This is a genomic window from Micromonospora sp. CNZ280, assembly GCF_011759515.1.
Genome location: NZ_JAAOYP010000001.1, coordinates 1,735,291 through 1,760,427 on the forward strand (window position 1 = coordinate 1,735,291; position 25,137 = coordinate 1,760,427).

Here is a 25,137-nt window from a genome sequence, read left to right on the forward strand (position 1 = left end):
GCCCGCGCCCGCCGCCCGCGCACGTTCAGAGAATGAGTGGCCATCAGGCGCTGGATAGGCACTCTTTCTCTGAACGTGCGCGCAGGGTCACGGCGCGTGGGGGTGGGGGTGGATCAGCGGGGGGTGAACTCGGTGGCGAGGAGTTCGGCGATCTGGGCGGTGTTCAGGGCGGCGCCCTTGCGGAGGTTGTCCCCGGTGACGAAGAAGTCCAGGGCGCGGGGGTCGTCGACGGCGCGGCGGATCCGGCCGACCCAGGACGGGTCGGTGCCCACCGCGTCGATCGGCATCGGGAACTCGCCGGCGGCCGGGTCGTCGACCAGGATCACCCCGGGCGCGTTGCGCAGCACCTCGCGGGCGCCCTCGGCGTCGACCTCGGTGGCGAAGACCGCGTGCACCGCGACCGAGTGGCCGGTCACCACCGGCACCCGCACGCAGGTGGCGGAGACCTTGAGATCGGGCAGCCCGAGGATCTTGCGCGACTCGTTGCGCAGCTTGAGCTCCTCGGACGACCAGCCGGCGTCGGCCGGCGAGCCGGCCCAGGGCACCACGTTCAGCGCCAGCGGCGCCGGGAACGGACCGAGCTCGTCGCCGACCGCCTGGCGTACGTCGCCGGGGCGGGAGCCGAGCCCCCGGTCGCCGGCGATCTTGCCGAGCTGGGCGTGCAGCGTGTCCACCCCGGCCTGACCGGCGCCGGAGACCGCCTGGTACGAGGCGAGCACCAGCTCGCGCAGGCCGTACTCGCGGTGCAGCGGGGCGACCGCGACGATCATCGCGAGGGTGGTGCAGTTGGCGTTGGCGATGATCCCCTTGGGCCGGTTGCGCACCTGCTCCGGGTTGATCTCGGGAACCACCAGCGGGACGTCGCGGTCCATCCGGAAGGCCCCGGAGTTGTCCACGGCGACCGCGCCTCGGCTGACCGCGATCGGGGCCCAGTGCGCCGAGACGTCGTCCGGCACGTCGAACATCGCCACGTCGACGCCGTCGAACGCCTCCGGGGTGACCGCCTGGACGGTGAGGTCCTCGCCGCGGCAGCGGACCACCTTGCCGGCGGAGCGTTCGGAGGCGAGCAGCCGGATCTCGCCCCAGACGTTCTTGCGCCCGGTGAGCAGTTCGCACATCACCGTGCCGACGGCCCCGGTCGCGCCGACCACGGCGAGGGTGGGCAGCGGCGCCACGGGCGCTACCGTCCCGTCCCCGCGTAGACCACGGCTTCGGTGTCGCCGCCCAGGTCGAAGGCGTCGTGGATGGCGCGCACCGCGGCGTCGAGGTCGGTGTCCCGGCAGACCACGGAGACCCGGATCTCGGAGGTGGAGATCATCTCGATGTTCACACCGGCCTGGCCGAGGGCGGCGAAGAAGCCGGCCGCCACGCCCGGGTGCGACCGCATGCCGGCGCCGATCAGCGACACCTTGCCCACGTGGTCGTCGTAGAGCAGGCCCTTGAACTTGACCGACTCCTGGATCTTGCTGAGCGCCGCCATCGCGGTGGGGCCGTCGGTCTTGGGCAGGGTGAAGGAGATGTCGGTGCGGCCGGTGCCCTCGGTGGAGACGTTCTGCACGATCATGTCGATGTTGATCTCGGCACCGGCCACCGTGTCGAAGATCCGCGCGGCGGCGCCCGGCTCGTCCGGCACCCCCACGATGGTGATCTTGGCTTCGCTGCGGTCGTGGGCGACCCCGGTGATCAGTGCTTGCTCCACAGGAAGGTCCTCCATCGATCCGGTGACCATCGTGCCGGTGTTGGTCGAGTATGACGAACGGACGTGGATCGGCAACCCCGCCCGGCGGGCGTACTCCACGCTACGCAGGTGCAGCACCTTCGCCCCGCAGGCGGCGAGTTCGAGCATCTCCTCGTAGGTGATCTGCTTGATGTGCCGGGCGTTCGGGACGATCCGCGGGTCGGCGCTGAACACGCCGTCCACGTCGGTGTAGATCTCGCAGACGTCCGCGTTCAGCGCGGCGGCGAGCGCCACGGCGGTGGTGTCGGAACCGCCCCGGCCGAGCGTGGTGACGTCCTTGGTGTCCTGCGAGACGCCCTGGAAGCCGGCCACAATGACCACCGCGCCCTCGTCGATCGCGCCCTTGAGCCGACCGGGGGTGACGTCGATGATCCGGGCCCGGCCGTGCACCGAGGTGGTGATCACGCCGGCCTGCGAGCCGGTGAACGAGCGGGCCTCGTAGCCCAGGTTGTGGATCGCCATGGCGAGCAGCGCCATCGAGATGCGCTCGCCCGCGGTGAGCAGCATGTCCAGCTCGCGGCCCGGCGGCAGCGGGCTGACCTGGTTGGCCAGGTCGAGCAGCTCGTCGGTGGTGTCGCCCATGGCGGAGACCACCACCACCACGTCGTCGCCCGCCTTGCGGGCCGCGACGATGCGCTCGGCCACCCGCTTGATCCGCTCGGCGTTGGCGACGGAGGACCCGCCGTACTTCTGCACCACGAGTGCCACGACGGTGCGCTCCCTCCAGTGACCCTGAGCGTGCCGACGCCGCCGGCACCGGGGCCGGCGGCGCGCGTCAGACGCCCTCAGCGTATCGGGCGGCGCGCGCCGCCGGGTCGGGTGATCCCACGATCCGGCCGGCGGAGGCCCGGTGGCGTGGCCCGCGACACGCCGGGCCGGCCACCGCCACACGGGTCCCCACGGCCCGGCCGGGCGGCCCAGAATGACCGGGTGCACGCCCACCTCCGCCCGGCCCGACGCCTGGCCGGCCCGCTCGCGCTGGCCCTGCCGGCCGTCCTCGCCGCCTGCACCGCCGACCAGCCGGCCACGCCACCGCCCACCCCGACCAGCGCCCCCGCACCCGCCGAGCGGGACGCGGCCCGGGACGAGCTGGCCGCCCTGGCCGCGGCGGCCCAGGACCGGCACCTGGTCGCCAGCTACACCCTGCGCGCACCCGACGCCCCGGCCCGGACGATCGTGGTGACCAGCGCGAACGACGGCACCTGGCGGGTGGACGTGCCGGGCGGGGCGCTCGGCGGCACCGCCGACATCTCACTCGCCGCGACCGCCGACGGGCTCTTCCAGTGCGCCCTGCCGTCGGCCAGCCGGCCCGAGCCGCCGAGCTGCGTACGACTCGGCGACCCGGACGACGGCCTCCCCCGGCGGCTGGACCCGCGGGTGCAGCACCCGTTCACCGACTGGCTGGCCGTGCTCACCGACCGGCGCGCCCCGCTGGCCGTCTCCCCGGCCACCCCGCCGCCCGGGGCCACCGGCGCCTGCTACGCGGTGGAGACCACCTCGGCCTCGATCAACCCCCCGCTCGACGTCGGCATCTACTGCTACGACGCCGACGGCACGCCCACCGCGGTGCGGACGGCCGCCGGGACGCTGACCCTGGCTGGTACGCCCGCCCCGGCACCGGCCACCGTGCAGCTCGCCGGGCCGGTGGTGGAGGGCGAGGCGCTCGGCACCGCCTCCCCGCCGCCGCCCGACTCGTCGGGGAGTCCGAGCGCCGGAACGTTCTGACCTTCGTTCCGTTACGGGTGCGATTGCCCACATTTGACCAACCAGCTCCGACGGGCGAAACGCCCATAGGGGACGCTCTACCCATGGCCGACCTGACCCCGCTGCTCGCGATCCGCTGGAGTCCGCACTCGTTCGACCCGACCGCGGAGCTGACCCCGGCCGAGACGTCCTCGCTGCTGGAGGCGGCCCGGTGGGCGCCGTCGGTGGGCAACCGCCAGCCCTGGCGGTTCGTCCTGGGGCACCGCGACGACGAGACCTTCAAGCGGATCCTGGTCAACCTGCCCGCGCGGGACCAGCGCTGGGCGGGACGGGCGTCCGCGCTGCTGCTCGCCGCGCACCTGGCCGACCCGGCCGGGCACACCGCGCAGCCGACCGGGCACGCGGGTGGGGCCGACCTTGCCGGGCACGCCGCGTACGACCTGGGGCAGGCGATCGCGCACCTCACCGTGCAGGCCACCGCGCTCGGCCTGCACGTCCGCCAGGTGCTCGACCTGGACCGGGCCGGCCTGGCCGCCGACCTCGACCTGCCGCCCGACGTCCGCCCGTACGCGGCGGCGGCCGTGGGTCAGCTGGGTGACCCGCTGAGCCTCCCCGCTGACCTGCTGTCGGAGGAGACCGCGCTGCGACGCCGCCGCCCGCTCACCGAGCTGCTGCTCGCCTGATCGGCCGCAGCCGGGTCGGGTCATCCGCCGCTGCTGGCCCGGAGCAGGACCGTCGCGGCTTCGGTGTTGCGGTAGAGGACGTGCCGGCCCTGCCGGGAACGGTGGACCAGGCCGGCGGCGTGCAGCGCGGCCAGGTGCTGGGAGACGTTTCCGGCGGACATCCTGGCGAGTCGGGCCAGGTCGGTGGTGGTGGCCGCAGTGTCGAGCAGGTGCAGCAGCACGGCCCGGCCGGGGCCGAGCACCCGTGCCAGCGGGTCTCCGGACGGCGTCCCGATCGCCTCCCAGAGCGTTCCGACCGCCCGGACCGGGTACGCCCCGGCCGGCAACGAGTCCTCCAGCAGGTTCCACAGCACCCGTCGGTCGGTGAACACGCCCGGATTCAGCGCCAGCCCGCGACCGCGAAGGTCGAAGTCCCGCTCGAACGGGTCGTCGCTGACCACCCGGTCGCCGAGCCAGCGCAGGCTCGGGTGGAGCTGCTCGAAGAACCGACCGGCACCGCCCTCGGCGAGCTGAGCGGCGCGGTACGCCACGTCGGCGTTGAGCAGCGCCCGCATCCGCGGCCAGTCCGGGGCGATCGCCTCGTCGTACCAGACCCGCACGGCGTCGATGAGATGTGGCAGCAGCCCGCGGGGATCGGCGAGCAGCGCCAAACCGAACGGGCTCAGCGGCCCGCGCGGGGTGGTCGCCAGCAGATCCCGGACCACCACGTCCGGCGGCGTCGCCGCGATCTGGTCGAGCTGCTCGGCCATCTCCAGGTTCGGCCGGGCCGCCGGGGTGAGGAAGTCGGGCAGCCAGCGATGCGGCCGGGTCAGCTCCACCAACGGTCGGACCCGGTCGGCCACCTCGGGACGACGCAAGGTCACCCGGGCCCGGTCGATCCAGGGCAGGTGCACCGCGTAGCGGACTGGATTGGCCAACGCCCACATGCTCATGACCGTCTCGTTGGCCGGCGACACGGCGAGCCGCACTCCCGCGACGTCGGCCAGACTGAACCGCAACTCGGACACACGACCCCCCGGACGCAGGATTCGACCCAGCCTAAAAGGCTCGACCGGGGCCGTGGTGGCCCGGTTCACTCACCGGCCATGAGGGCCAGAGAAACCATCCGCACCGCTGTCCGGAACGTCGTACCGCCGGCCGGGCTGACCCGCGCCCTGGCCGTGCAGGCCATGGTCTACGCCGTCGGCAGCGGCCTCTTCCAGGCCGGCAGCGCCGTCTTCTTCACCCGGGCGCTCGGGCTCAGCGCCGCCCAGGTAGGGCTGGGTCTGTCCATCGCGGCGGGGGTGTCGCTGCTGGGCACGGTGCCGCTGGGCGGGCTCACCGACCGGTACGGGCCGCAGCGCGTCTGGGTTCTCGGGCTGGTGCTGGAGGCAGCGCTCTTCGCGACCTACCCCTACGTGGGCGGCTTCGCCGGCTTCCTCGCCGTGGTGGTGGCGCTGGCCGCCGTGGACGCCGCGGCCGGCGTCGCCCGGCAGGTCTACTCGATCAACGCACTCCCCCCGGCCGAACGGGTCACCGCGATGGCGTACCAGCGCTCTTCGCTGAACGTCGGGTTCGGGCTGGGCGCGGTGATCAGCGGCCTGGTGCTGGCGGTGGACACGATCGAGGCGTACCGGGGAATGATCTGGTTCATCACGGCGGTCTTCCTGGTGACGGCTCTGTTCGTGCGGCGACTGCCCCGGCTGCCCCAGGTGGCCCGGTCGGCGGAGCCGATGAGCCGGCTCGCCGTGCTCCGGGACCGCCCGTTCATGGCGGTGTCCCTGCTCTCCGGGCTGCTCACCGCGCACCAGACGCTCTACCTGACGGTGCTGCCGCTCTGGATCCTCGCCCACACCGACGCTCCGAAGACGCTGATCGCCGGCCTGGTGCTGCTCAACACGGTCCTGATCGTGCTGCTTCAGGTACGCGCCAGCCGGGGCGCCGACACCGCGCCGGGCGCCGCCCGGGCGTCCCGCCGCGGCGCCCTGCTGATCGCCCTGTTCTGCCTGGCCCTGCCGATCTCCGGGGCGACCCGGGGCACGCTCACCGTGGTGGTCCTGGTGGCCGCCGCGACCCTGCTGATCGTCGCCGAACTGGTCGAGTCGGCCGGCACCTGGGGGCTCACCGCCACCCTGCCGCCGGCCGCCCAGCGCGGCGCGTACGTGGGGGCGTTCCGGCTCGGCACGCAGTTGCAGTACCTGATCGCCCCGGCCGGACTGACCGCGCTCGGGGTGACCACCGGCGGCTGGGGCTGGTATCCGACTGCCGCGATCTTCGCCCTGGTCGGGCTGGCGATCGTACCCGTGGTGTCCTGGGCGGGGCGGACGCCGCGGCTGGGCGCGGAGTGCACGGAGGCGGCAGTGAGCCCGATCCCATAATCCGGACCTGCCTTCCCACTGCCCCTACCACCACATAGGGTGACCTTGTCATGTGGCGGGCGTTCCTTCTCCTTGGCTGCCGCGACGAGGCCTGACCGGCCGGCACCTCGTCGCGGAGTCGAACCGCGCCGTCCAGCACATCCGAACTTCTCCTCGGCCCACCGGGCACCGTCGCCCGACGTCGCGCCGACACCTTCCGATTGCTGACGCCACATGTTCCCAGGGAGCAGCACGCCAATGGCTCAACCCGTCACCGACGCCGAGACCGATCCGATCGCCCGGCAGCGCCCCAGCCGGATGCCCTACCACCGCTACCAGCCCTACCAGCAGCAGTTCCGGATCGACCTGCCGGACCGCACCTGGCCGACCCGCCACGTCGAGGTCGCGCCGCGTTGGTGCGCGGTGGACCTGCGCGACGGTAACCAGGCGCTCATCGACCCGATGTCGCCGGAGCGCAAGCGCCGGATGTTCCAGCTCCTGGTGCAGCTGGGCTACAAGGAGATCGAGGTCGGCTTCCCCTCGGCCAGCCAGACGGACTACGACTTCGTCCGGCAGCTGATCGAGCAGGACCTGATCCCGGAGGACGTCACGATCCAGGTGCTGACCCAGTGCCGGGAGCACCTGATCGACCGCACCTTCGAGTCGCTGCGCGGCGCGAAGCGGGCGATCGTGCACTTCTACAACTCGACGTCCACCCTCCAGCGGCGGGTGGTCTTCGGGCTGGACCGGGACGGCATCGCGGACATCGCCACCCAGGGCGCGCGGCTCTGTCAGAAGTACGCCGAGATCCACACCCCGGACACCGACATCCACTACGAGTACTCACCGGAGTCGTACACCGGCACCGAGCTGGAGTACGCGCTGGAGGTGTGCAGCAAGGTCATCGAGGTGATCGACCCGACCCCGGACCGGAAGCTGATCATCAACCTGCCGGCGACGGTCGAGATGGCGATGCCGAACGTCTACGCCGACTCGATCGAGTGGATGCACCGGCGCCTGCCGCGCCGGGACAGCCTGGTGCTGAGCCTGCACCCGCACAACGACCGGGGCACCGGGGTGGCCGCCGCCGAGCTGGGGCTGCTGGCCGGCGCCGACCGGATCGAGGGCTGCCTGTTCGGCAACGGTGAGCGCACCGGCAACGTCGACCTGGTCACCCTGGGGCTGAACCTGTTCTCCCAGGGCATCGACCCGATGATCGACTTCTCGAACATCGACGAGATCAAGCGGGCCGTCGAGTACTGCAACCAGTTGCCGGTGCACGAGCGCCACCCGTACGCGGGCGACCTGGTCTACACCGCCTTCTCCGGCTCGCACCAGGACGCGATCAAGAAGGGCTTCGACGCGCTGGCGGCGGACGCCGCGGCGGCCGGGGTGCCGGTGGACGAACACCCGTGGGCGGTGCCCTACCTGCCGATCGACCCGAAGGACCTGGGCCGCACCTACGAGGCGGTCATCCGGGTCAACTCGCAGTCCGGCAAGGGCGGCGTCGCGTACATCATGAAGACCGAGCACCAGCTCGACCTGCCGCGCCGGCTCCAGATCGAGTTCTCCGGCGTGGTCCAGCAGGTCACCGACCACTCCGGCGGCGAGGTCGAGCCGGGCGCGATGTGGCAGATCTTCGCCGAGAACTACCTCCTCGACCACCAGCTCGACCCGGCGGTCACGCTGACCGGCTACGCCATCGGCACCGCCGAGGGCAAGGTCGAGATCGAGGCCCAGGTGGGTCTCGGCGGCCAGCGGCGGTCGCTGACCGCGGTCGGCAACGGCCCCATCGACGCGTACGTCAACGCGCTCCAGTCGGTGGGTGTGGCGGTACGGGTGCTCGACTACCACGAGCACGCGCTCTCCTCCGGTGGGGACGCGCAGGCCGCCGCGTACGTCGAGTGCGAGGTGGACGGGCGGACGGTGTGGGGCGTCGGCACCGACGCCAACATCGTCACCGCCTCGATCAAGGCCGTCACCAGCGCCGTCAACCGCGCCCGCGACTGACCCGGCGACCCCGCCGGGCAGGACGCGGGGTCGACCCGGCCGCGTGACGTCGGGGTGTCGGAGCCGTTCCGGCACCCCGGCGTCGGCGACGCCCGGGCCATCCGCCCCGGGTGCGCGGACGTGGTCCCGTGGCCGGTCGGCCGAGGCACCGCCCGCGCAGGCATTGGATCGACCCACGCGGGCGGCGGTGGCGCTACGCGGCGGCCCCTCCGTCGAACACCAGGTCGGTGCCGACAGCGAAGCCGGCGTCGGGCGAGGCCAGGTACAGCACCGCCGCGGCGACCTCGTCGAGGGTGCCGACGCGGCCGATCGGCAGCTGGGCCGCCATCCGGTCGGCACGGTCCGCCGGACTCTCCCCGGGCAGGAGAGACATCGCGGTGTCCACGGGTCCGGGGCTGACGCTGTTGATCCGGATCCCCTCCCGGATGTGGTCCAGTGCGGCGTTGCGGGTCAGCGCACTCACCGCGGCCTTGGTCGCGACGTACGCACCGAGCCCTGCCCGCCGGGCGTGGGCACCGAGGTTCGAGGCGATGTTGACGATGACGCCGCCACCGTGGGCCCGCATGTGGGCGATCTCGTACTTCATGGCCAGCAGCGTGCCGGTGAGGTTCACCGCGACGAGGTGCTGCCACTGCTCCTCGTCGACGTCGCCGACCGGGCCGACCGCAGCCAGGATTCCGGCGTTGTTGACAGCGATGTCGAGCCCGCCGTACCGGCTGGTGGTCTCGGCCACCAGGCGGGCCAGGTCGGCCGAGCGGGTGACGTCGGCGGTGACGGCCCAGGCGCGGCCACCCTCGTCCTCGATGAGCTTGACGGTTTCGTCGAGCGCGCCGAGCGTACGGCCCGCCACGACGACGGCCGCTCCCTCGCGGGCGAACGCTCGTGCGACGGCCTGGCCGATTCCTGCGCCGCCCCCGGTGACGAGGGCGACCTTGCCGGTGAATCGTGCGGTCACGGTGGTGACTCCTTCTCGGTGTCGGATCGGTGGTGCTGCTACGGTTCGCGCTGCGGTGTGCGCGGTCGGCCGAGGCGGCGGGTGATCCGCCGCTGGGCCGAGGTCGTTGTGGTCAGCCCGGCCGGTGGGGCGGTTGCGTCCGGTCACCGCGGTGACGGCGGCCAGTACGGCGAAGGCGAGCCCGGCGGCGCCGAACGCCCAGGCGTACCCGCTGGTGGTTGCGTTCGGTGGGCTGGCACCGCCGCTCTCGAGGTGGGTGGTGCGCGCCGCGGCGAGTGCGGTCAGCAGGGCGAGTCCGGCCGTCGGTCCCACCTCCATCGCCGTGTTCAACACGCCGCCGGCGAGCCCCGCTTGCCGCGGTCGTACGTCGGCGAGGGCGAGCACCGACCCGGCGGAGAAGCACAACGCCACTCCTGCCGGCAGGAGAACGAGGCCAGGCAGCAGACCGGGGCAGTATCCGGTTCGCGGGTCCAGACCGGCCAGCAGGAGCAGGCCGCCAGCCGCCAACGCGAGCCCGGTGGACGTCGTGCGTCGGGCTCCCCATCGGACGATGAGCCGCCCGGACAGCCGCCCGACGACGACGAGAACCACCGCGTACGGAGCGAACGCCAGCGAGGTACGCAGCGGCGTCCAGTCCCGGATCTGCTGGAGATACAGGACCAGCAGGAGGGAGACGACGGTGGTTCCGGCCGCGGACAGGGCGATCACGAGCAGGGCGGTCACCCGCCGGGGATCAGCCAGGAAGGACATCGGCAGGAGCGGGTCGGCACTGAGCAGTTCGACCGCGACGAACGCGCCGAGCAGAACCAGGCCCGAGGCCAGCGGGGCCAGCACCATCGCCGAGGTCCACGGGTGTTCGCCGGTCACCACCAGGCCGAGGCTGAACAGCGTGGTGCCCGTGGTGGCGAGCAACGCGCCCGGCAGGTCGAGCGCGGCCCGGCTGTACCGGGTGTCCGCGGGCAGCAACCGCGGCGCCACCACCGCCGCCACCACGGCGACCACCAGCGGGACCGCCAGCGTCCATCGCCACGACAACCAGGTGGCGACGATCCCGGAGAGGAGGCTTCCCAACGTCGCACCGAGCACCGACAACCCGCCCCAGGTCGCCATCGCCCGGCCGTGCCCGACCGGGTCCGGAAACAGCCGTCGCAGCACCGCGACGGCTGCCGGCGCGACGAGGGCGGCGCCCACCCCCTGGGCGAAGCGCGCGGCGGTGAGGATCCCGCTTCCGGGAGCGAGTGCGGCCACCATCGACGCGGCCCCGAAGACGACCAGACCGCCGGTGAGCGTCCGGCGTCCGCCGTACCGGTCCGCGAGCCGCCCGCCGAACAGCAACAGGCCGCTGAAGGACAACCCGTAGGCGGCGCTGAGGAGGACCAGGCTGGACCCACCCAGTCCCCACTCCCGGCCGATCACCGGCAGCGGTACGGAGATGACGGTGATCGTGAAGATCAGGGTTGTCTGCACGGTGGCGAGCAGGGCGAAGGCAGGGCCGGTGGCCGGCCTGCCCGGCGCACCGTCCCGACCGGCGTGACCGGATCGCGGCGAGGGGCGACGGCGGTGCGGCGCCGCGTCGGGCGGTACGTCGGGGACCGCTGTCGCCATCGTCACTCACCTCCATGATTCAGGACCGTTCGGTCTAGATTCAGCGCAGGGGTTGGCACGCAGGGTCGAAGAAGAACGTGGACACCGCGCCACCGGGCGCGAATCTCGGCGGTGGCGCGCCCGCGGGCGATCAGTGGTCCGCTTTCGGCGGCCCGTCGTCAGGCGAGCAGGGCCAGCGCCTGTGTGGCGGCGTCGCGCAGCCGCCGCGGCTCGGCCGACACCTTGCCGACCACCCGGATGCCCTGCAGCAGCACGACCAGGAGCCGGGCGAGGGCACGGGGGTCCCTGCCCGGCGCGAGTTCGCCCTGGGCCTGCGCCCGGATCAACGCGGAGGTCAGCGCGGCTTCCAGGTAGTCCCAGCTCGCCGCCACGCGACGGGCCGCCTGCCGGTCGTGCGGCGCGACCTCCACCGCCGTGTTGACGATGAAGCAGCCACGCCGGCCGCTGTCGTCGCCGGCCTCGGACGCGTAGCGCTCGACGAGCGCCCGTACGGCCGGCAGTGCCGGACCCGGCTGCGACAGATCACGCAGCAGGTGGGGGTCGACCAGCTCGCCGTAGCGGTCGAGGGCCTTGAGATAGAGGTCGTGCTTGTTGCCGAAGGTCGCGTAGATGCTCGCTCGCGCGACGCCCAGATGCTCGACCAGGTCGGCCATCGAGGTCGCCTCGTATCCCCGCTCCCAGAACAGGTCGAGTGCCGCCCGGAGCGCCGCGTCCGGATCGAACTCCTTGGTCCTTGCCACGGCTCGACTCTAACCGTTTCTAGATCGTTCGGTCAAGAATTGACCCCGCCCGTCGCTGTTCACTCCCCGGGCCGGCGTTGCCGGGCGCCGTCCCGCCGCTCGGGCGGGGTGGACACCGGCAGGGTGTGGCAGGGCTGGGCCGGCGGCGCCGACCGGGGCGGCCGGTGGATCAGCAGGCCGGCCAGTACCGCGCCGGCCGCCAGCAGCCCGGCGCACCAGAGCAACGCGCCCCGGTACGCGCCGGTCAGCTCGCCGCGCTGCTCGTAGCCGCTGCCGGAGAGCCCGACCAGCAGCGGCAGCGCGGCCACCGCGAGCAGCCCACCGGCGCGGGCGGCGGCGTTGTTGAAGCCGCTCGCGACCCCGGCGAACCGGTCCGCCACGGCGGCCAGCACCGACGCGGTCAGCGGCGCCACCACCAGGGTCAGCCCCGCGCCGAACAGCGCCACCCCGGGCAGCACGTCCCGCCAGTACGACGCGCCGGGACCGACCCCGCGCAGCAGCAGCAAACCGGCCGCGGCGACCAGCGGCCCGACGAGCAGCGGCAGCCGCGGGCCGATCCGGGCGGAGAGCGCTCCGGCCCGGGCACTGCCGACCATCAGCAGCAGGGTCATCGGCAGCAGCGCGATCCCGGTGCGGAACGCCGACCACTCGACCACGTTCTGCAGGTAGACGGAGAAGAAGAAGGTGAAGCCGCCGAGCGCGGCGTAGACCACCACGGTGAAGACGTTCAGCACCGAGAAGAGCCGGCTGCCGAACAGCCCGGTGGGTAGCATCGCGGCGTCCCCGCGGCGCCGCTCGACCAGCACGAACACCACCGTGCCGGCCACCCCGAGCAGCGCCGCGACCAGCACCGGCGGCGAGTCCAGGCCGCGCGCCGGGGCGTCGATCAGGGCGTACGTGACGCCGGCCAGGGCGAGCGCGCCGAGCAGCGCGCCCAGCACGTCGAAGCGCCGGCGCCGCCGACCCGGACCCTCGGTGCGGGAGACGTTCTCGTCCCGGCTCTCCGGCACCCAGCGCAGCGCGGCCAGCACCACCAGCACGGCCAGCGGCGCGTTCAGGAAGAAGATCCACCGCCAGGAGAGCGCGTCGATCAGCCAGCCGCCGACGAACGGGCCGAGCGCTGTCGACACGCCGGAGAGCCCGGACCAGGCGCCGATCGCCCGGCCCCGGTCGTCCGGGTGGAAGCTGGCCTGGAGCACCGACAGCGAGCCCGGGGTGAGCAGGGCGCCGCCGGCGCCCTGGAGGAACCGGGCCGCCACCAGCCACGACGTCTCCTGGGCCAGCCCGCAGAGCAGCGAGGCCACGGTGAACCAGGCCACCCCGAGCAGGAAGACCCGCCGCCGCCCGAACCGGTCCCCGAGCGCCCCGCCGAGCAGCACGAACGCGGCGAGCGTCAGCAGGTAGCCGTTGATCGTCCACTGCAGACCCGCCACGGTGGCGTCGAGGTCGGCACCGAGCCGGGGCAGCGCCACGTTGACCACGGTGCTGTCCAGGAAGACCATGCCGGAGGCGAGCACCGCCGCGAGCAGCGTGCCCCGGCCGGCCGCGGTGCCGAGGCGGAGCGCGGGAGCGGTTTCGGTCATCCGACCAATCTGCCTCGCGCCATTCTCCAGACGCCGCGAAACGCCGAAACCCGGCCCGGGTACTGTGCGGGATCGCCGGAAGCCCGCAAGCTGGAGAGGTGTCGTCTGTGCGTACCAGATCAGGACCGCGCGCCGGGGTGACGGCGGTGCTCGCCGCGGCGCTGGCGCTCGGCGCGGCCGGCTGCGTGCCGCTCGACGAGCCGGAGCAAACCCCGTCCCCCACCGCCGGCGGCAATCCGGCGCAGCTGCTCGGGCAGTTGACGGTGGCCGGCGCCGGCTCGATGAAGGGCTACAGCCGCAACCGCTTCCCACACTGGCGGGACACCGGTAAGAACTGCGACGTGCGGGACAACGTGCTCAAGCGGGACGGCGAGAACATCAAGCTCTCCGGCTGCAACGTGGTCGGCGGCCGGTGGGAGAGCGCGTACGACGGCCGCACCTTCACCGACCCGTCCGACGTGGACATCGACCACATGGTGCCGCTGGCCAACGCCTGGCGCTCCGGTGCCGACGAGTGGGACGACGCGAAACGCGGCGACTTCGCCAACGACCTGGACCGGCCGCAGCTGATAGCGGTTTCCGCGACCTCCAACCGGGCGAAGGGTGACCAGGACCCGTCGCAGTGGAAGCCGGCGAACCGGTCGTACTGGTGCCAGTACGCCGCGGACTGGGTACGGGTCAAGCACCACTGGGGGCTCACGGTGACCACCGCCGAGAAGGCCGCCCTGACCGACATGTTGGAGGACTGCACATGGGCGAGCAACCCGTGACCGGGGACCGGGCGACCACGGCCGGCATGACCGCCGACGGCGCGACCGCCCCGGCGGTGCCGGGGGCCGGGATGAGCGCGGACAGCCCGGACGCGCCGTCCGCCGCAGCGCCGGGGGCGGGCATGGCCGCCGACGCGAACGCGGCGAGCACCGCCACCCAGGAGCGGACGGCCGACGTCGTGCCCGGCCCGGGTGGGGTGATGACCGACGAGGTCGGCGTGGTCACCGGCGAACTGACCCTGCGCACCGAGTACGCCGACGGCCAGGTGACCCTGCGGGTTCAGTACAAGGACGCCGACGAGTGGTACGTGGTGACCGGCGGCCGGACACCGCTGGCCGACCCGGCCGGCCTGGACGCCGTGCACGCGATCGCGGTCGCCCTGCTCAACCGCCCGGAGGGCTGATCGCTCCGGGCGGTCGCGCTACACCGGGACCGGCACACGAAGAAGCCCGGGTCGGCCGACCCGGGCTTCCGCGTGCTCCCAGCGAGCGGGCCGCCACGGCGGCCCGCTGGCGGCTTCAGACGTACGAACCGGGCTCGCTGGGGGCGGAGACCGCGGCCGGCGACTCGCCCTCGTCCTCGGGGCGGACGATCTGCACCTCGACCTTGTGCGGGCGCAGTTCCCCACTGGCGATCTGCTCGGCGAAGTGGCAGGCCACCCGGCTACCGCCGATCTCCCGCAGCACCGGCCGCTCGTCGGCGCAGCGGGTCGGCTGCGCCCACGGGCACCGGGTGTGGAACCGGCAACCCGACGGCGGGTTGGCCGGCGAGGGCAGGTCGCCGGCGAGCAGGATCCGCTCCCGCCGGTCCTCCACGTCCGGGTCCGGCACCGGCACCGCCGACATCAGCGCCCGGGTGTACGGGTGCAGCGGCTCGGTGTAGAGCTGGTCGCTCGGCGCCTCCTCGACCAGCGCGCCCAGGTACATCACGCCGACCGTGTCGGAGATGTGCCGCACCACCGCCAGGTCGTGCGCGATCACCAGGTAGGTCAGGCCGAGGCTGTCCTGGAGTTCGTCGAGCAGGTTCACCACCTGGGCCTGGATCGAGACGTCCAGAGCGGAGACCGGCTCGTCGGCGACGATCAGCTCGGGCCCGAGCACCAGGGCCCGGGCGATGCCGATGCGCTGCCGCTGGCCGCCGGAGAACTCGTGCGGGTAGCGGGAGAGCGCCCAGCGGGGCAGCCCGACCTTGTCCAGCGTCTCGCTGATGATCTTGCGCCGCTCGTCCCGGTCGGCGCCGATCCCGTGGGCCTGCAGGCCCTCGGTGAGGATCGACTCGACGTTCTGCCGCGGGTCCAGGCTCGACATCGGGTCCTGGAAGATCATCTGCATCCGCCGGCGCATCGACCGCAGCTTGCCCGCCGGCAGCCTGGTCAGCTCCACGCCGTCGAAGTCGACCTCGCCGTGGGTGGGCGGGGTGAGCTGGAGCAGCGCCCGGCCGAGCGTCGACTTGCCGCAGCCGGACTCGCCAACCAGGCCGTACGTCTTCCCGCGCGGGATGCGCAGGTCGACCCCGTCGACCGCCTTCACGTGGCCGACCGTCCGGTCGAAGAGCACCCCCCGCTTGATCGGGAAGTGCACCTTCAGGTCGCGTACCTCGACGAGGATGTCGGTGTCGGTCACGGCTTCTCCTCCTCCCGCGGGGCGGGGCCGAAGCCCTGCACCGCCGGCGGGTCGTTCGGGACGGCCTGCGCCGGCACGGAGCCGGGCCGGGCCTCCGTGGGCACCGCGCCGCGGACCTCCTGGCCCGGTTCGACGCCGGGCAGCGGCGCCGGGTTGACGCACCGGTAGCTGCGGCCGTCGTGGGCGAGCACCAGCTCCGGCGGCTCGCCGACGCAGGCGTCGATCCGCCGCGCGCAGCGCGGCGCGAAGGCGCAGCCGTCCGGCCAGGGCAGCACGTCGCGGACCGAGCCGGGGATCGGGTTCAGCCGCTCGCCGCGCCCGGCGTCCAGCCTCGGCACCGAGCCGAGCAGCCCCACCGTGTACGGGTGCCGCGGCTCGCGGAACAGCGGACGGCGGCGGGCCGTCTCCACCACCCGGCCGGCGTAGAGCACGTTGATGGTGTCGCACATGCCGGCGACCACGCCCAGGTCGTGCGTGATCATCACCAGCGCGGTGCCGGAGTCCCGGACCAGCTCCTTGAGCAGCTCCAGGATCTGCGCTTGGATGGTGACGTCCAGCGCGGTGGTCGGCTCGTCGGCGATCAGCAGCCGGGGTTTGCAGGCCACCGCCATGGCGATCAGGGCGCGCTGGCGCATCCCGCCGGAGAGCTGGTGCGGGTACTCCTTCAGCCGCCGCTTCGGGTCGGGGATGCCGACCCGGTCCAGCAGCGCCGCCGCCTCCTTCGCCGCCGCCTCGCCCTTCATCCCGCGGTGCCGGGCGAGCACCTCGGTCACCTGCAACCCGATCGGGACGACCGGGTTCAGCGAGCTGAGCGGATCCTGGAAGATCATCGCGATGTCCCGGCCCCGGACGTCCCGCCGGGACCGGTCGTCGAGCTGGAGCAGGTCGGTGCCGTCGAAGACCGCCTTGCCGCCGACCCGCAGGCCGGGCTGCTTGGGCAGCAGACCCATGATGGCCAGCGAGGTGACGCTCTTGCCGCAGCCGGACTCGCCGACCAGACCGACCACCTCGCCGGCGTCGACCGAGAAGGAGACCCCGTCGACGGCGTGCACGGCGCGCTGACCACGCCGGGCGAAGGTGACGGAGAGGTCGTCCACTTCGAGCAGAGACATTACCGGCCTTCCGTTCGCGACTGCGGGGCTCGCAAGCTCACTCCTCGCGCTTCACACATGTGACCTACTTCCGCAGCTTCGGGTCGAGGGCCTCGCGCATCGCCTCACCGAGCAGCGTGAAGCCGAGTGCGGTGACGATGATGCCGAGGGCCGGCAGGATGGCCAACCGGGGCGCCGCGTCGAGGTAGCGCTGGGCGTCGGCGAGCATGACGCCCCACTCCGGGATCGACGCGTCGTTGTTGCCGAGGCCGAGGAAGGAGAGCGCGGCGGCCTCGATGATCGCGGTGGCCAGGGTCAGCGTGGCCTGCACGATGACCGGGGCGAGCGAGTTGGGCACCACGTGGGCCAGGGCGATCTTCGGCTTCCGGACCCCCAGCGAGGTGGCGGCCAGCACGTAGTCGCTGTTCGCCTGAGCGATCATCGAACCGCGCAGCAGCCGGGCGAAGACCGGCACCGAGACCACACCAACGGCGATCATCACCGTCTCGAGCCCGGCACCGAGGATGGCGGCGATGCTGATCGCCAGGAGCAGGCTCGGCATCGCCAGCAGCATGTCGACGAAGCGCATGAGCACGTTGTCGATGGCCCGGCCCCAGCGGCCGCCCAGGCCGGCGGACGCGCCCGCGACGCCGCCGATGAGCGAGCCGACCGCCAGACCGATCAGCGTGGAGACCACGCCCACCAGCAGCGTCTGCCGCGCGCCGACGATCATCCGGCTGAACTCGTCCCGGCCGATGTGGTCGACGCCGAACCAGTTCTCCGCACGCGGTCCGGGGAAGTAGCCGATGTTGTCCCGGATCTCGCCCTTCCACAGCTGGGCGTCCGGCGGATGCGGGACGAGGAACGGACCGACGATGGCGATGAGGAGGAAGAGCGCCAGGATCACCGCGCCGACGATCGCCGCCGGGTTCCGCCGCAGCCGGCGGAACGCCTCGCGCCAGAGGCTGACCCCCCGCTCGTCGTCCCGGGCGGCCAACTCGGCGAGCCGGTCGATCTTCTCCCGCTTCTTGCCGCTGGTGATCGTCATCGGACCCTCACCCTCGGGTCGATCAGGCTGTAGGAGAGGTCGACGATGAGGTTCACCAGCACGTACACCACCGCGATGATCAGGATGAAGCCCATCAGCACCGGGTAGTCCCGCTGGCTGATCGCGTCGTAGATGAAGGCGCCGATGCCGCTGAAGGCGAAGACGGTCTCGGTCAGCACCGCGCCGGAGAGCAGGCCGCCGGTGAGCAGGCCGATCGAGGTGACCACCGGCAGCATCGAGTTGCGCAGCACGTGCCGGCGGCGGACGACCCGCTCGGTCAGGCCCTTGGCCTCGGCGGTGCGGACGAAGTCCTCGTTGAGCACCTCCAGCACGCTCGCCCGGGTGATCCGGACGATGATCGCCAGCGGGATGCTGGCCAGCGCGACGGCCGGGAGCACCAGGTGCCAGAGCGCGTCTGCGGCCGCGTCCCACTCCCGGGTCATCAGCCCGTCGAGGACGAAGAAGTTGGTGATCCGGGTGGCCCCGAGCGTCGGGTCCTGCCGGCCGCTGGACGGGAACCAGCCGAGGTTCTCCGCGAAGATCGCCTTGAGCACGTAGGCGAGGAAGAAGACCGGGATGCAGATGCCGATCAGCGACCCGCCGACGGAGGCGTGGTCGAGAAACCGGCCGCGTCGGCGGGCGGCCAGGTAGCCCAGCGGAATGCCGAGCCCGATCGCGATCAGCATGGCGCTGATGGTCAGCTCGACGGTGCCGGGGAAGCGCTCCAGGAACTCGGTGACCACCGCGCGCTTGGTGGAGGTCGAGGTGCCCAGGTCCAAGCGGATCAGCCGCCGTACGAACCGGCCGTACTGCACCAGGATCGGCTCGTCGAGGCCCATGTTGCGGCGGATGGCGGCACGCATCTCGGGCGTACCGCGCTCGCCGAGGATGGCGGTCTCGGGACCGCCGGGCAGTCGGCGGAGCCAGATGAAGAGCAGGAGGGAGAGCCCGAACAGCGTCGGTATCAGCTGAAGCAGGCGTCTGACGATGAACCGGAACACGGTGGCCTCGAAAGGGGTGTGCGGAGGGTCACGGGCGGGCGCTGAAGGATCCAGCGCCCGCCCGCGTTCCTTGCGTCAGGTCAGGACTTGAACTCGGCGTTGGCGTACCGCTCGTCGGTGAGCGGGCTCGCCTTGACCCCGGTCACGTCCTTGCCGAACACGATCGCCGGCGGCGAGTGCGACACCGGGACACCCGGCAGGAAGTCCATGATGGCCTTGTTGATGGCCTTGTACTTCTCGGTCCGGGCCGCGATGTCGGCCGTGGTGTCGGCGTCCTTGAACTGGTCGAACAGGGCCTTGTTGTTGAAGCCCCACTCGTCCTTCGGCCGGTCGAAGAAGGTGCCGATGAAGTTGTAGCCGTCGCCGTAGTCACCGGTCCAGCCGAGGAAGTGCAGGTCGTGCTTGTTGCCGGAGGTGGTGGCGTTCAGGTAGTCCGGGCTCCACTTCAGCGGGATGGCCTGGACGTTGATGCCGACCGCCTTCAGGTCCGCCGAGAGCAGCTCGAAGATGTCCTTCGGGTTCGGCATGTACGGCCGGGTGACCTCGGTCGGGTAGTGGAACCGCAGGGTCAGGTTCGTCGCGCCGGCCTCGGCCAGCAGCTGCTTGGCCTTCTCCGGGTTGTAGTCGTACTTGGTGACGTCGCCGTTCCAGCCCTCGACGGTGTCCGGCATGAAGTTGTCGGCGACCTTGGCGCCCGGGGGCAGCTTCGAGTCGACCAGCGCCTGGCGGTTCAGCGCGTGCGCGATGGCCTGCCGGACCTTGATGTCGGCGAGCTTCGGGTTCCCCTTCTGGTTGATCGCCAGGTAGAGGATGTTGAACGCCGGGCGGGTCAGGACGTTGAAGCCCTCACTCTTCAGCGGCTCGACGTCGGCCGGGCCGACCAGGTCGTACCCCTGGATGTCGCCGGAGCGCAGCGCCTGCTTGCGCGCGTTCTCGTCGGAGATGGTCTTGAAGATCAGGGTCTTCAGCTTGGCCTTCTGGCCGGCGTAGTCGTCGTTCCGCTCCAGGGTCAGCGTCTTGTTGGCGACGTCCCAGGACTTGAACTTGAACGGACCGGTGCCGGTCGGGTGCTCCATCGCGTACGACGGGTACTTGATGTCCTCGGCGGTGCCGGTGACGTTGCTGGCGTCGTACTTCTCCAGCGCCGTGGGGCTGTGGATGGAGAACGACGGCAGCATCAGCGCGGCCGGGATCTTGCTGGAGACCCGGGTGAAGGCCAGGTCGACGGTGGTGGCGTCCTTGGCGGTGCAGGACTTGAAGAGGCTCGGCGGCAGCTCCGGGTCCTCGTTCTTGGCGAAGCCGCCCATGACGTCCTGCCAGTACGCGGTCACGTCGGGGCTCTGCATGAGGCCCTTGGCGTTGTACCAGCGGTCGAAGTTCTTGCAGACGGCCTCGGCGTTGAAGTCGGTGCCGTCGTGGAACTTCACCCCGGAGCGGAGCTTGAAGGTCCACGTCGTGCCGGCGGCGTCCGGAGTCCAGGACTCGGCGAGCCCGGGAGAGACCTTGGTGCCACCCTCCTCGGGACGGACCAGCGTCTCGAAGACCTGACGCGCGACGCGCAGCGACTCACCGTCGCTGGCCATGGTCGGGTCGAGCACCTTCGGGTCTCCGGCTACGCCGAAGACGAGGGTGTCCTTCTTGCTACCGCCGGAACTGTCATCGCGGTTGCTCTCGGCGCAGCCTGCTACCGCGAGGGCCGCGACCGCGACGGCCGCGATCGCGGCCTTCGGCCTGGATGCACGCATGGTGCTTCACCTCGTCCTTGGGGGTACGGACAACGTGGTGACAGGGGTCACCGATGTGCGGTGACCTTAGCTTCCGTCCGGGACTGCGGGAAACTCTTGACGAAGCGGTTGGTACCGGATCGTGTCTTAACCGATGCGCCCCGCGCCGACGGGCGTTCCGGACCGCCATCAAAGGGCCGCTTTGTCCGGGTTCAGCGATGCAAATTTGTTACATCGACCGTCGCCTGGTTAGCCCACATGTCAGAACACGCCGTGCACCCGCACCGGGTACGCCGATGGCCGGCGCCGGTCACCCGGCACCGGCCATCGCGGGTTTCAGACGGCCCGACGGCCCTCGAAGGCCCGGCCGAGGGTGATCTCGTCGGCGTACTCCAGGTCGCCGCCGACCGGCAGGCCGCTGGCGAGCCGGGTCACCGCGATGCCCATCGGCTTCACCATCAGCGCGAGGTACGTCGCGGTCGCCTCACCCTCGGTGTTCGGGTCGGTGGCGAGGATCAGCTCCCGCACCGCACCGCCGCCGAGCCGGGTCATCAGTTCCCGGATGCGGAGATTGTCGGGCCCGATCCCCTCCAGCGGGTTGATCGCCCCGCCGAGCACGTGGTAGCGGCCACGGAACTCACCGGTCCGCTCGATCGCCACCACGTCCTTGGGCTCCTCGACCACGCAGAGCACCTCGTCGCTGCGGCGCGGGTCGCGGCAGATCCGGCACTGCTCGCTCTCGGCGACGTTGTAGCAGGTGGTGCAGAACCGCACCAGCTCCTTGACCTTGCGCAGCGCGCCGGCCAGCCGGTTCACGTCGGCCGGGTCGGCGGACAGGACGTGGAAGGCGATCCGCTGGGCGCTCTTCGGGCCCACCCCCGGCAGCCGGCCCAGCTCATCGATCAGGTCCTGGATGGCACCTTCGTACATCTGCCGCTCAGAACCCGGGCAGGCCGAGGCCGCCCATGCCGCCGGCGACCGGGCCCATCTTCTTCTCGGTCAGCTCGCGGGCCGCCTCGGCGGCGTTGTGCAGGGCCGCGACGACCAGGTCCTCCAGGGTCTCCACGTCGTCCGGGTCGACCGCCTTCGGGTCGATCTTGATGCTCTTGACCTCGCCGGTGCCGGCCACGGTCGCGGTCACCAGCCCACCGCCGGCGGTGCCGGTCAGCTCGGCCTCGGCGAGCTCGGCCTGCGCCTTGGCGATCTGCTGCTGCATCTTCTGCGCCTGCTTCAGCATCTGCTGCATGTTCGGCTGTCCACCTGGGCGCACGGGATGGCTCCTTCTCGCACTCGTCTGCTCGGCCGCCGCCCAGCCTAGTCGCCAGGTGTGACCGGCCCCGCCCCGCTCGCCGCTTCGCCGGGCGGCGTCAGCGGGCGTCGAACTCGTCGATCTTCTCGGCGCCGAACGCCTCGCGGAGCAGCCGGACCGCCTGCTCCTCGCTCGACTCCCGGGCGGTCTTCTCGTCGATGACCTCGTCCAGCGGCTCGTCGCCCGGGTCGAAACCCTCGTAGACCGGGGTCGCCGGGGCCGCCGGCCGGGCCGCGCCGGGCCGCACCGGGCCGTCGTAGTCCGGGTCGTACGGCGGCTCGCCGGCCCAGTCGGCGTCCGCGGTCTGCCGGGCCCCCTTATCGGTACGCGTACCGCGCCCGGCCGCCGCCGCCCGGGCCGCCGCGATCGCGCTGCTCACCGGGGCGCCGTTGGCGTTGGCCGGCTGCCCGGCGGTGGGCTGCCGGGGGGCGCTCGCCGGGCCCGCGGGTGCGGCGGTCGACGGGGCCACGGGAGCGGACCCGCCGGACGGGGTGCCACCCGGGCCGGCGGGAGATCCGCCGCCGGACGGGGCGCCGCCGGGGCGGGCCGCCTCTGGCCAGTCGTCCGCACGCTCGGCGTTCCGGCCGGGCGGTGTCGCGCCGGAGCCGCCGGGTCGGGCCGGCTCGGGCCACTCCTCGTCGTCGGCCGGCGCGGCGCCCGCACCGCCGGACCGGCCGCCGCCGGCACCCGACCGGGGAGCGGCCGGCGGCGGCGCGCTCGGCTGGGCGGCCGGCCGGGCCGGGGCGGGCGGGGCAGCGGTCGGCGTCGCGGCGCGCGGGCCGGACAGCGACACGCCGCCCCGTTCGCCGGCCACCTCGCAGCGGATCTGCCAGCGCCCGCCCAGCTCCTCGTAGAGCGCGTCGGTGAGCACCGCCGCGTGGTCGGACATCATCTTGGCCAGCACCGCCGACTTCACGGTCAGCACCAGCGTGTCGTCGTCGAGGTCGCGGACCACCGCGTCGCGCATCAGCGCCGCGATCCGCTTGTTGGTGCGGTTGACCTTGCCGACCACCTCGGGCCAGACCCGGCGCACCGCGACCGCGTCGAGCGCGCCGGGAGCCGACGCGCCGGGGCGGGGCGGGGCGGGGGTGGCCGGGTCGGGCATCACCGCCTCCGGGCGCACCGCCCGCCGGGGTGCGGCGGTGGGTGGGGTCGCGTCGTCGACCGGCGCGTCGGCGGGGTGCGCCGCCGGGCGGGGTACTCCGGCCGCCGGGGACGGCGGGCCGGTCACGCCGGAGCCGGGAGCCGGCTGCGGGGCGGTCGCGGAGGTTCCGGGGGCGGCAGCCGCCGGCGGGCCGGCGGTCTCCGGGTGCGGCGCGGCGCCAGCCGCGGCCGGGGCGGGCGACGCCGGGCGTACGGCCGGGGCGTCGGCTACCGGCGCGGCGGCGGCGGCCGGCGCGGCGGCGGGCGGGGCCAGGTCGGCGCCGCCGAGGGTGAGTCGGCGCTCCATCCGCTCCAGGCGCTGGAGCAGGCCGCCGGTCGAGTCGTCGGCGCCGGGCAGCAGCATCCGGGCGCAGACCAGCTCCAGCAGCAGCCGGGGCGCGGTGGTGCCGCGCATCTCCACCAGCCCGTTGTGCACGATGTCGGCGCAGCGGGACAGCGTGCCCGGGCCGAGCCGCTGGGCCTGCGCGGTCATCCGCTCGATCTGGTCGGCCGGGCCGTCGATCAGGCCCTTCGCGGCGGCGTCCGGCACCTGCTGGAGCACGATCAGGTCGCGCAGCCGCTCCAGCAGGTCGGAGGCGAAGCGGCGCAGGTCGTGGCCGGCCTCCGCGACCCGGTCGACGGTGGCGTACGCGGCCGCGCCGTCCCCGGCGGCCAGCGCGTCGCACATCTCGTCGATCAGCGCCGAGTCGGTGACGCCGAGCAGCGCGGCGGCCCGGGAGTAGGTGATGCCCTCCGGGCCGGCGCCCGCGATGAGCTGGTCGAGCACGGAGAGGCTGTCCCGCATGCTGCCTCCACCGGCGCGTACCACCAGCGGGAAGACCGCCGGCTCGACGATGACCCCCTCCGCCTCGCAGAGCTGCTCCAGATAGGGGCGGACCACCTTCGGCGGGAACAGCCGGAACGGGTAGTGGTGGGTCCGCGACTTGATCGTGCCGAGGACCTTCTCCGGCTCGGTGGTGGCGAAGATGAACTTGACGTACTCCGGTGGCTCCTCGACCAGCTTGAGCAGGGCGTTGAAGCCGGCCGACGAGACCATGTGCGCCTCGTCGATGATGTAGATCTTGAAGCGGCTGCGAGCCGGCGCGAAGAACGCCTTCTCGCGCAGCTCCCGGGCGTCGTCGACACCGCCGTGGCTGGCCGCGTCGATCTCGATGACGTCGATCGACCCGCCGCCGTCGGGGGCCAGCCCGCGGCAGGACTCGCACTGCCCGCACGGCTCGGGGGTGGGGCCCTGCTCACAGTTGAGCGAGCGGGCCAGGATCCGGGCGCTGGAGGTCTTGCCGCAGCCCCGCGGGCCGGAGAAGAGGTAGGCGTGGTTGAGCCGCCCGCTGCGCAGCGCCTGCGACAGCGGCTCGGTGACCTGCTCCTGGCCGATCATCTCGGCGAAGGTACGCGGCCGGTACTTGCGGTAGAGCGCCAGCGTCACTCGTCCCGCCTCCTCTCGACCGAGCCATTCTGCGCCGGTCCGCCCCGGCTGACCACCCACCCCGCCGGGCCCGGGGGCCATCGTCGCGGCTTGATCGACACGATCTCGGGGACAGGGCGGTTTCGCGGCGCCCCGGACCCGTCGGATCGCCGACACGGCGAGGGTAGCGGGGGCGGCAGACAGAAAGGCCCCCCGTGCACCCGTCAGAGCCCGCTTATCCTTGCTGCCTTCCGGCCCTGGGGAGGTTCACGAGATGCACGCCGCACGGGGGGTGTGTCAAGCGTACCCGACCGCCGGCCCGACCACCGGGGGTGGTGGGGTGGGCGATCCGGCCGGGACCTGTATCCTGTTCGGCGGAGGATTCGCCTAGAGGCCTAGGGCGCACGCTTGGAAAGCGTGTTGGGTTAACACCCTCACGAGTTCGAATCTCGTATCCTCCGCTCGCCAGAGCAGCACTCAGGGCCGGCCCCGCGACGGGGCCGGCCCTGAGTCGTCTCTCGGGTAACGCCCCGGCTCCACCGTCCTTCTGGTGGTCGACCGTGCCCGGTGGTCGCCCGTCCTGCCCGTTCGCCTGGTTACGGACGTGGATCCGCCCCTCTACGGTGTCGGGGCATCCATCACGAGCGG

20 protein-coding genes, 1 tRNA gene and 1 other RNA gene are annotated in these 25,137 nt (G+C 72.7%); 7 read left to right on the top strand and 15 right to left on the bottom strand.

The window, feature by feature from the left end; translation table 11 throughout:
• Window positions 1–113 precede the first annotated feature (113 nt).
• Together FHX32_RS08230 and FHX32_RS08235 are read right to left on the bottom strand one after the other, a co-directional pair.
• The gene (locus FHX32_RS08230; RefSeq protein WP_167180161.1) at window positions 114–1,175 is read right to left on the bottom strand and encodes an aspartate-semialdehyde dehydrogenase; all 1,062 of its coding nucleotides are present in this window, start codon (window positions 1,173–1,175) and stop codon (window positions 114–116) included.
• Between the two features lie 5 nt (window positions 1,176–1,180).
• Complete coding sequence (locus FHX32_RS08235) at window positions 1,181–2,446, bottom strand: aspartate kinase (protein WP_088996480.1); 1,266 nt, start codon at window positions 2,444–2,446, stop codon at window positions 1,181–1,183.
• 222 nt (window positions 2,447–2,668) lie between these two features.
• Here FHX32_RS08235 and FHX32_RS08240 point away from each other — a divergent pair, with 222 nt between their 5' ends.
• Complete coding sequence (locus FHX32_RS08240; RefSeq protein ID WP_486480960.1) at window positions 2,669–3,463, top strand: hypothetical protein; 795 nt, start codon at window positions 2,669–2,671, stop codon at window positions 3,461–3,463.
• A gap of 83 nt (window positions 3,464–3,546) precedes the next feature.
• A complete protein-coding gene (locus tag FHX32_RS08245) occupies window positions 3,547–4,125 on the top strand; it encodes a nitroreductase family protein (protein ID WP_167180162.1) in 579 nt (192 codons plus the stop codon).
• Between the two features lie 20 nt (window positions 4,126–4,145).
• On the opposite strand, the gene FHX32_RS08250 is transcribed toward FHX32_RS08245, so the two are convergent.
• Window positions 4,146–5,132, bottom strand: coding sequence for a winged helix-turn-helix domain-containing protein (locus tag FHX32_RS08250; protein WP_167180163.1), 987 nt, complete (start codon window positions 5,130–5,132; stop codon window positions 4,146–4,148).
• Window positions 5,133–5,210: 78 nt separating this feature from the next.
• On the opposite strand from FHX32_RS08250, the gene FHX32_RS08255 reads away from it, so the two are divergent.
• Both FHX32_RS08255 and leuA read left to right on the top strand, forming a co-directional pair.
• Window positions 5,211–6,482 carry an MFS transporter gene (locus tag FHX32_RS08255; protein ID WP_167180164.1) on the top strand — a complete coding sequence of 424 codons (1,272 nt, stop codon included), beginning with the start codon at window positions 5,211–5,213 and terminating at the stop codon, window positions 6,480–6,482.
• A gap of 237 nt (window positions 6,483–6,719) precedes the next feature.
• Entirely contained in the window at window positions 6,720–8,471 is a 1,752-nt protein-coding gene (gene leuA / locus FHX32_RS08260) for a 2-isopropylmalate synthase (protein WP_167180165.1), read from the top strand.
• Between the two features lie 193 nt (window positions 8,472–8,664).
• Here the strand turns inward: leuA and FHX32_RS34445 are convergent, their stop codons facing one another.
• The 3 genes from FHX32_RS34445 to FHX32_RS08280 form a co-directional block, all read right to left on the bottom strand.
• Entirely contained in the window at window positions 8,665–11,031 is a 2,367-nt protein-coding gene (locus FHX32_RS34445) for a glucose 1-dehydrogenase (RefSeq protein ID WP_208418005.1), read from the bottom strand.
• A 158-nt stretch (window positions 11,032–11,189) separates the two neighbouring features.
• The gene (locus tag FHX32_RS08275; protein WP_167180166.1) at window positions 11,190–11,771 is read right to left on the bottom strand and encodes a TetR/AcrR family transcriptional regulator; all 582 of its coding nucleotides are present in this window, start codon (window positions 11,769–11,771) and stop codon (window positions 11,190–11,192) included.
• Between the two features lie 59 nt (window positions 11,772–11,830).
• Complete coding sequence (locus FHX32_RS08280; RefSeq protein ID WP_167180167.1) at window positions 11,831–13,354, bottom strand: MFS transporter; 1,524 nt, start codon at window positions 13,352–13,354, stop codon at window positions 11,831–11,833.
• A 107-nt stretch (window positions 13,355–13,461) separates the two neighbouring features.
• On the opposite strand from FHX32_RS08280, the gene FHX32_RS08285 reads away from it, so the two are divergent.
• Both FHX32_RS08285 and FHX32_RS08290 read left to right on the top strand, forming a co-directional pair.
• Entirely contained in the window at window positions 13,462–14,124 is a 663-nt protein-coding gene (locus tag FHX32_RS08285; RefSeq protein WP_167180168.1) for an HNH endonuclease family protein, read from the top strand.
• Entirely contained in the window at window positions 14,106–14,528 is a 423-nt protein-coding gene (locus tag FHX32_RS08290; protein WP_167180169.1) for a hypothetical protein, read from the top strand. Before FHX32_RS08285 ends, FHX32_RS08290 begins: the two co-directional genes overlap by 19 nt.
• Window positions 14,529–14,643: 115 nt before the next feature.
• Here the strand turns inward: FHX32_RS08290 and FHX32_RS08295 are convergent, their stop codons facing one another.
• The 9 genes from FHX32_RS08295 to ffs all read right to left on the bottom strand — a co-directional run bounded on the left by FHX32_RS08295 (window position 14,644) and on the right by ffs (window position 24,784).
• The gene (locus FHX32_RS08295; protein WP_167180170.1) at window positions 14,644–15,747 is read right to left on the bottom strand and encodes an oligopeptide/dipeptide ABC transporter ATP-binding protein; all 1,104 of its coding nucleotides are present in this window, start codon (window positions 15,745–15,747) and stop codon (window positions 14,644–14,646) included.
• The gene (locus tag FHX32_RS08300; RefSeq protein WP_167180171.1) at window positions 15,744–16,859 is read right to left on the bottom strand and encodes an ABC transporter ATP-binding protein; all 1,116 of its coding nucleotides are present in this window, start codon (window positions 16,857–16,859) and stop codon (window positions 15,744–15,746) included. The genes FHX32_RS08295 and FHX32_RS08300 overlap by 4 nt, the downstream gene beginning before the upstream one ends.
• A gap of 64 nt (window positions 16,860–16,923) precedes the next feature.
• Window positions 16,924–17,886 carry an ABC transporter permease gene (locus tag FHX32_RS08305; protein ID WP_167180172.1) on the bottom strand — a complete coding sequence of 321 codons (963 nt, stop codon included), beginning with the start codon at window positions 17,884–17,886 and terminating at the stop codon, window positions 16,924–16,926.
• Complete coding sequence (locus FHX32_RS08310; RefSeq protein WP_109904621.1) at window positions 17,883–18,887, bottom strand: ABC transporter permease; 1,005 nt, start codon at window positions 18,885–18,887, stop codon at window positions 17,883–17,885. Before FHX32_RS08310 ends, FHX32_RS08305 begins: the two co-directional genes overlap by 4 nt.
• Before the next feature lie 80 nt (window positions 18,888–18,967).
• Window positions 18,968–20,632, bottom strand: coding sequence for an ABC transporter substrate-binding protein (locus FHX32_RS08315; protein WP_167180173.1), 1,665 nt, complete (start codon window positions 20,630–20,632; stop codon window positions 18,968–18,970).
• 315 nt (window positions 20,633–20,947) lie between these two features.
• Window positions 20,948–21,541, bottom strand: coding sequence for a recombination mediator RecR (gene recR, locus FHX32_RS08320; protein ID WP_088996491.1), 594 nt, complete (start codon window positions 21,539–21,541; stop codon window positions 20,948–20,950).
• Between the two features lie 7 nt (window positions 21,542–21,548).
• Window positions 21,549–21,857 (bottom strand): YbaB/EbfC family nucleoid-associated protein, encoded by a 309-nt coding sequence (locus FHX32_RS08325; protein ID WP_208418492.1) that lies wholly within the window; start codon window positions 21,855–21,857, stop codon window positions 21,549–21,551.
• A 121-nt stretch (window positions 21,858–21,978) separates the two neighbouring features.
• A complete protein-coding gene (locus FHX32_RS08330; protein WP_167180175.1) occupies window positions 21,979–24,510 on the bottom strand; it encodes a DNA polymerase III subunit gamma and tau in 2,532 nt (843 codons plus the stop codon).
• A gap of 183 nt (window positions 24,511–24,693) precedes the next feature.
• An RNA gene (gene ffs / locus FHX32_RS08335) (signal recognition particle sRNA small type) lies at window positions 24,694–24,784 on the bottom strand.
• 81 nt (window positions 24,785–24,865) lie between these two features.
• On the opposite strand from ffs, the gene FHX32_RS08340 reads away from it, so the two are divergent.
• A tRNA-Ser gene (locus tag FHX32_RS08340) sits at window positions 24,866–24,950 on the top strand.
• Window positions 24,951–25,137 lie beyond the last annotated feature (187 nt).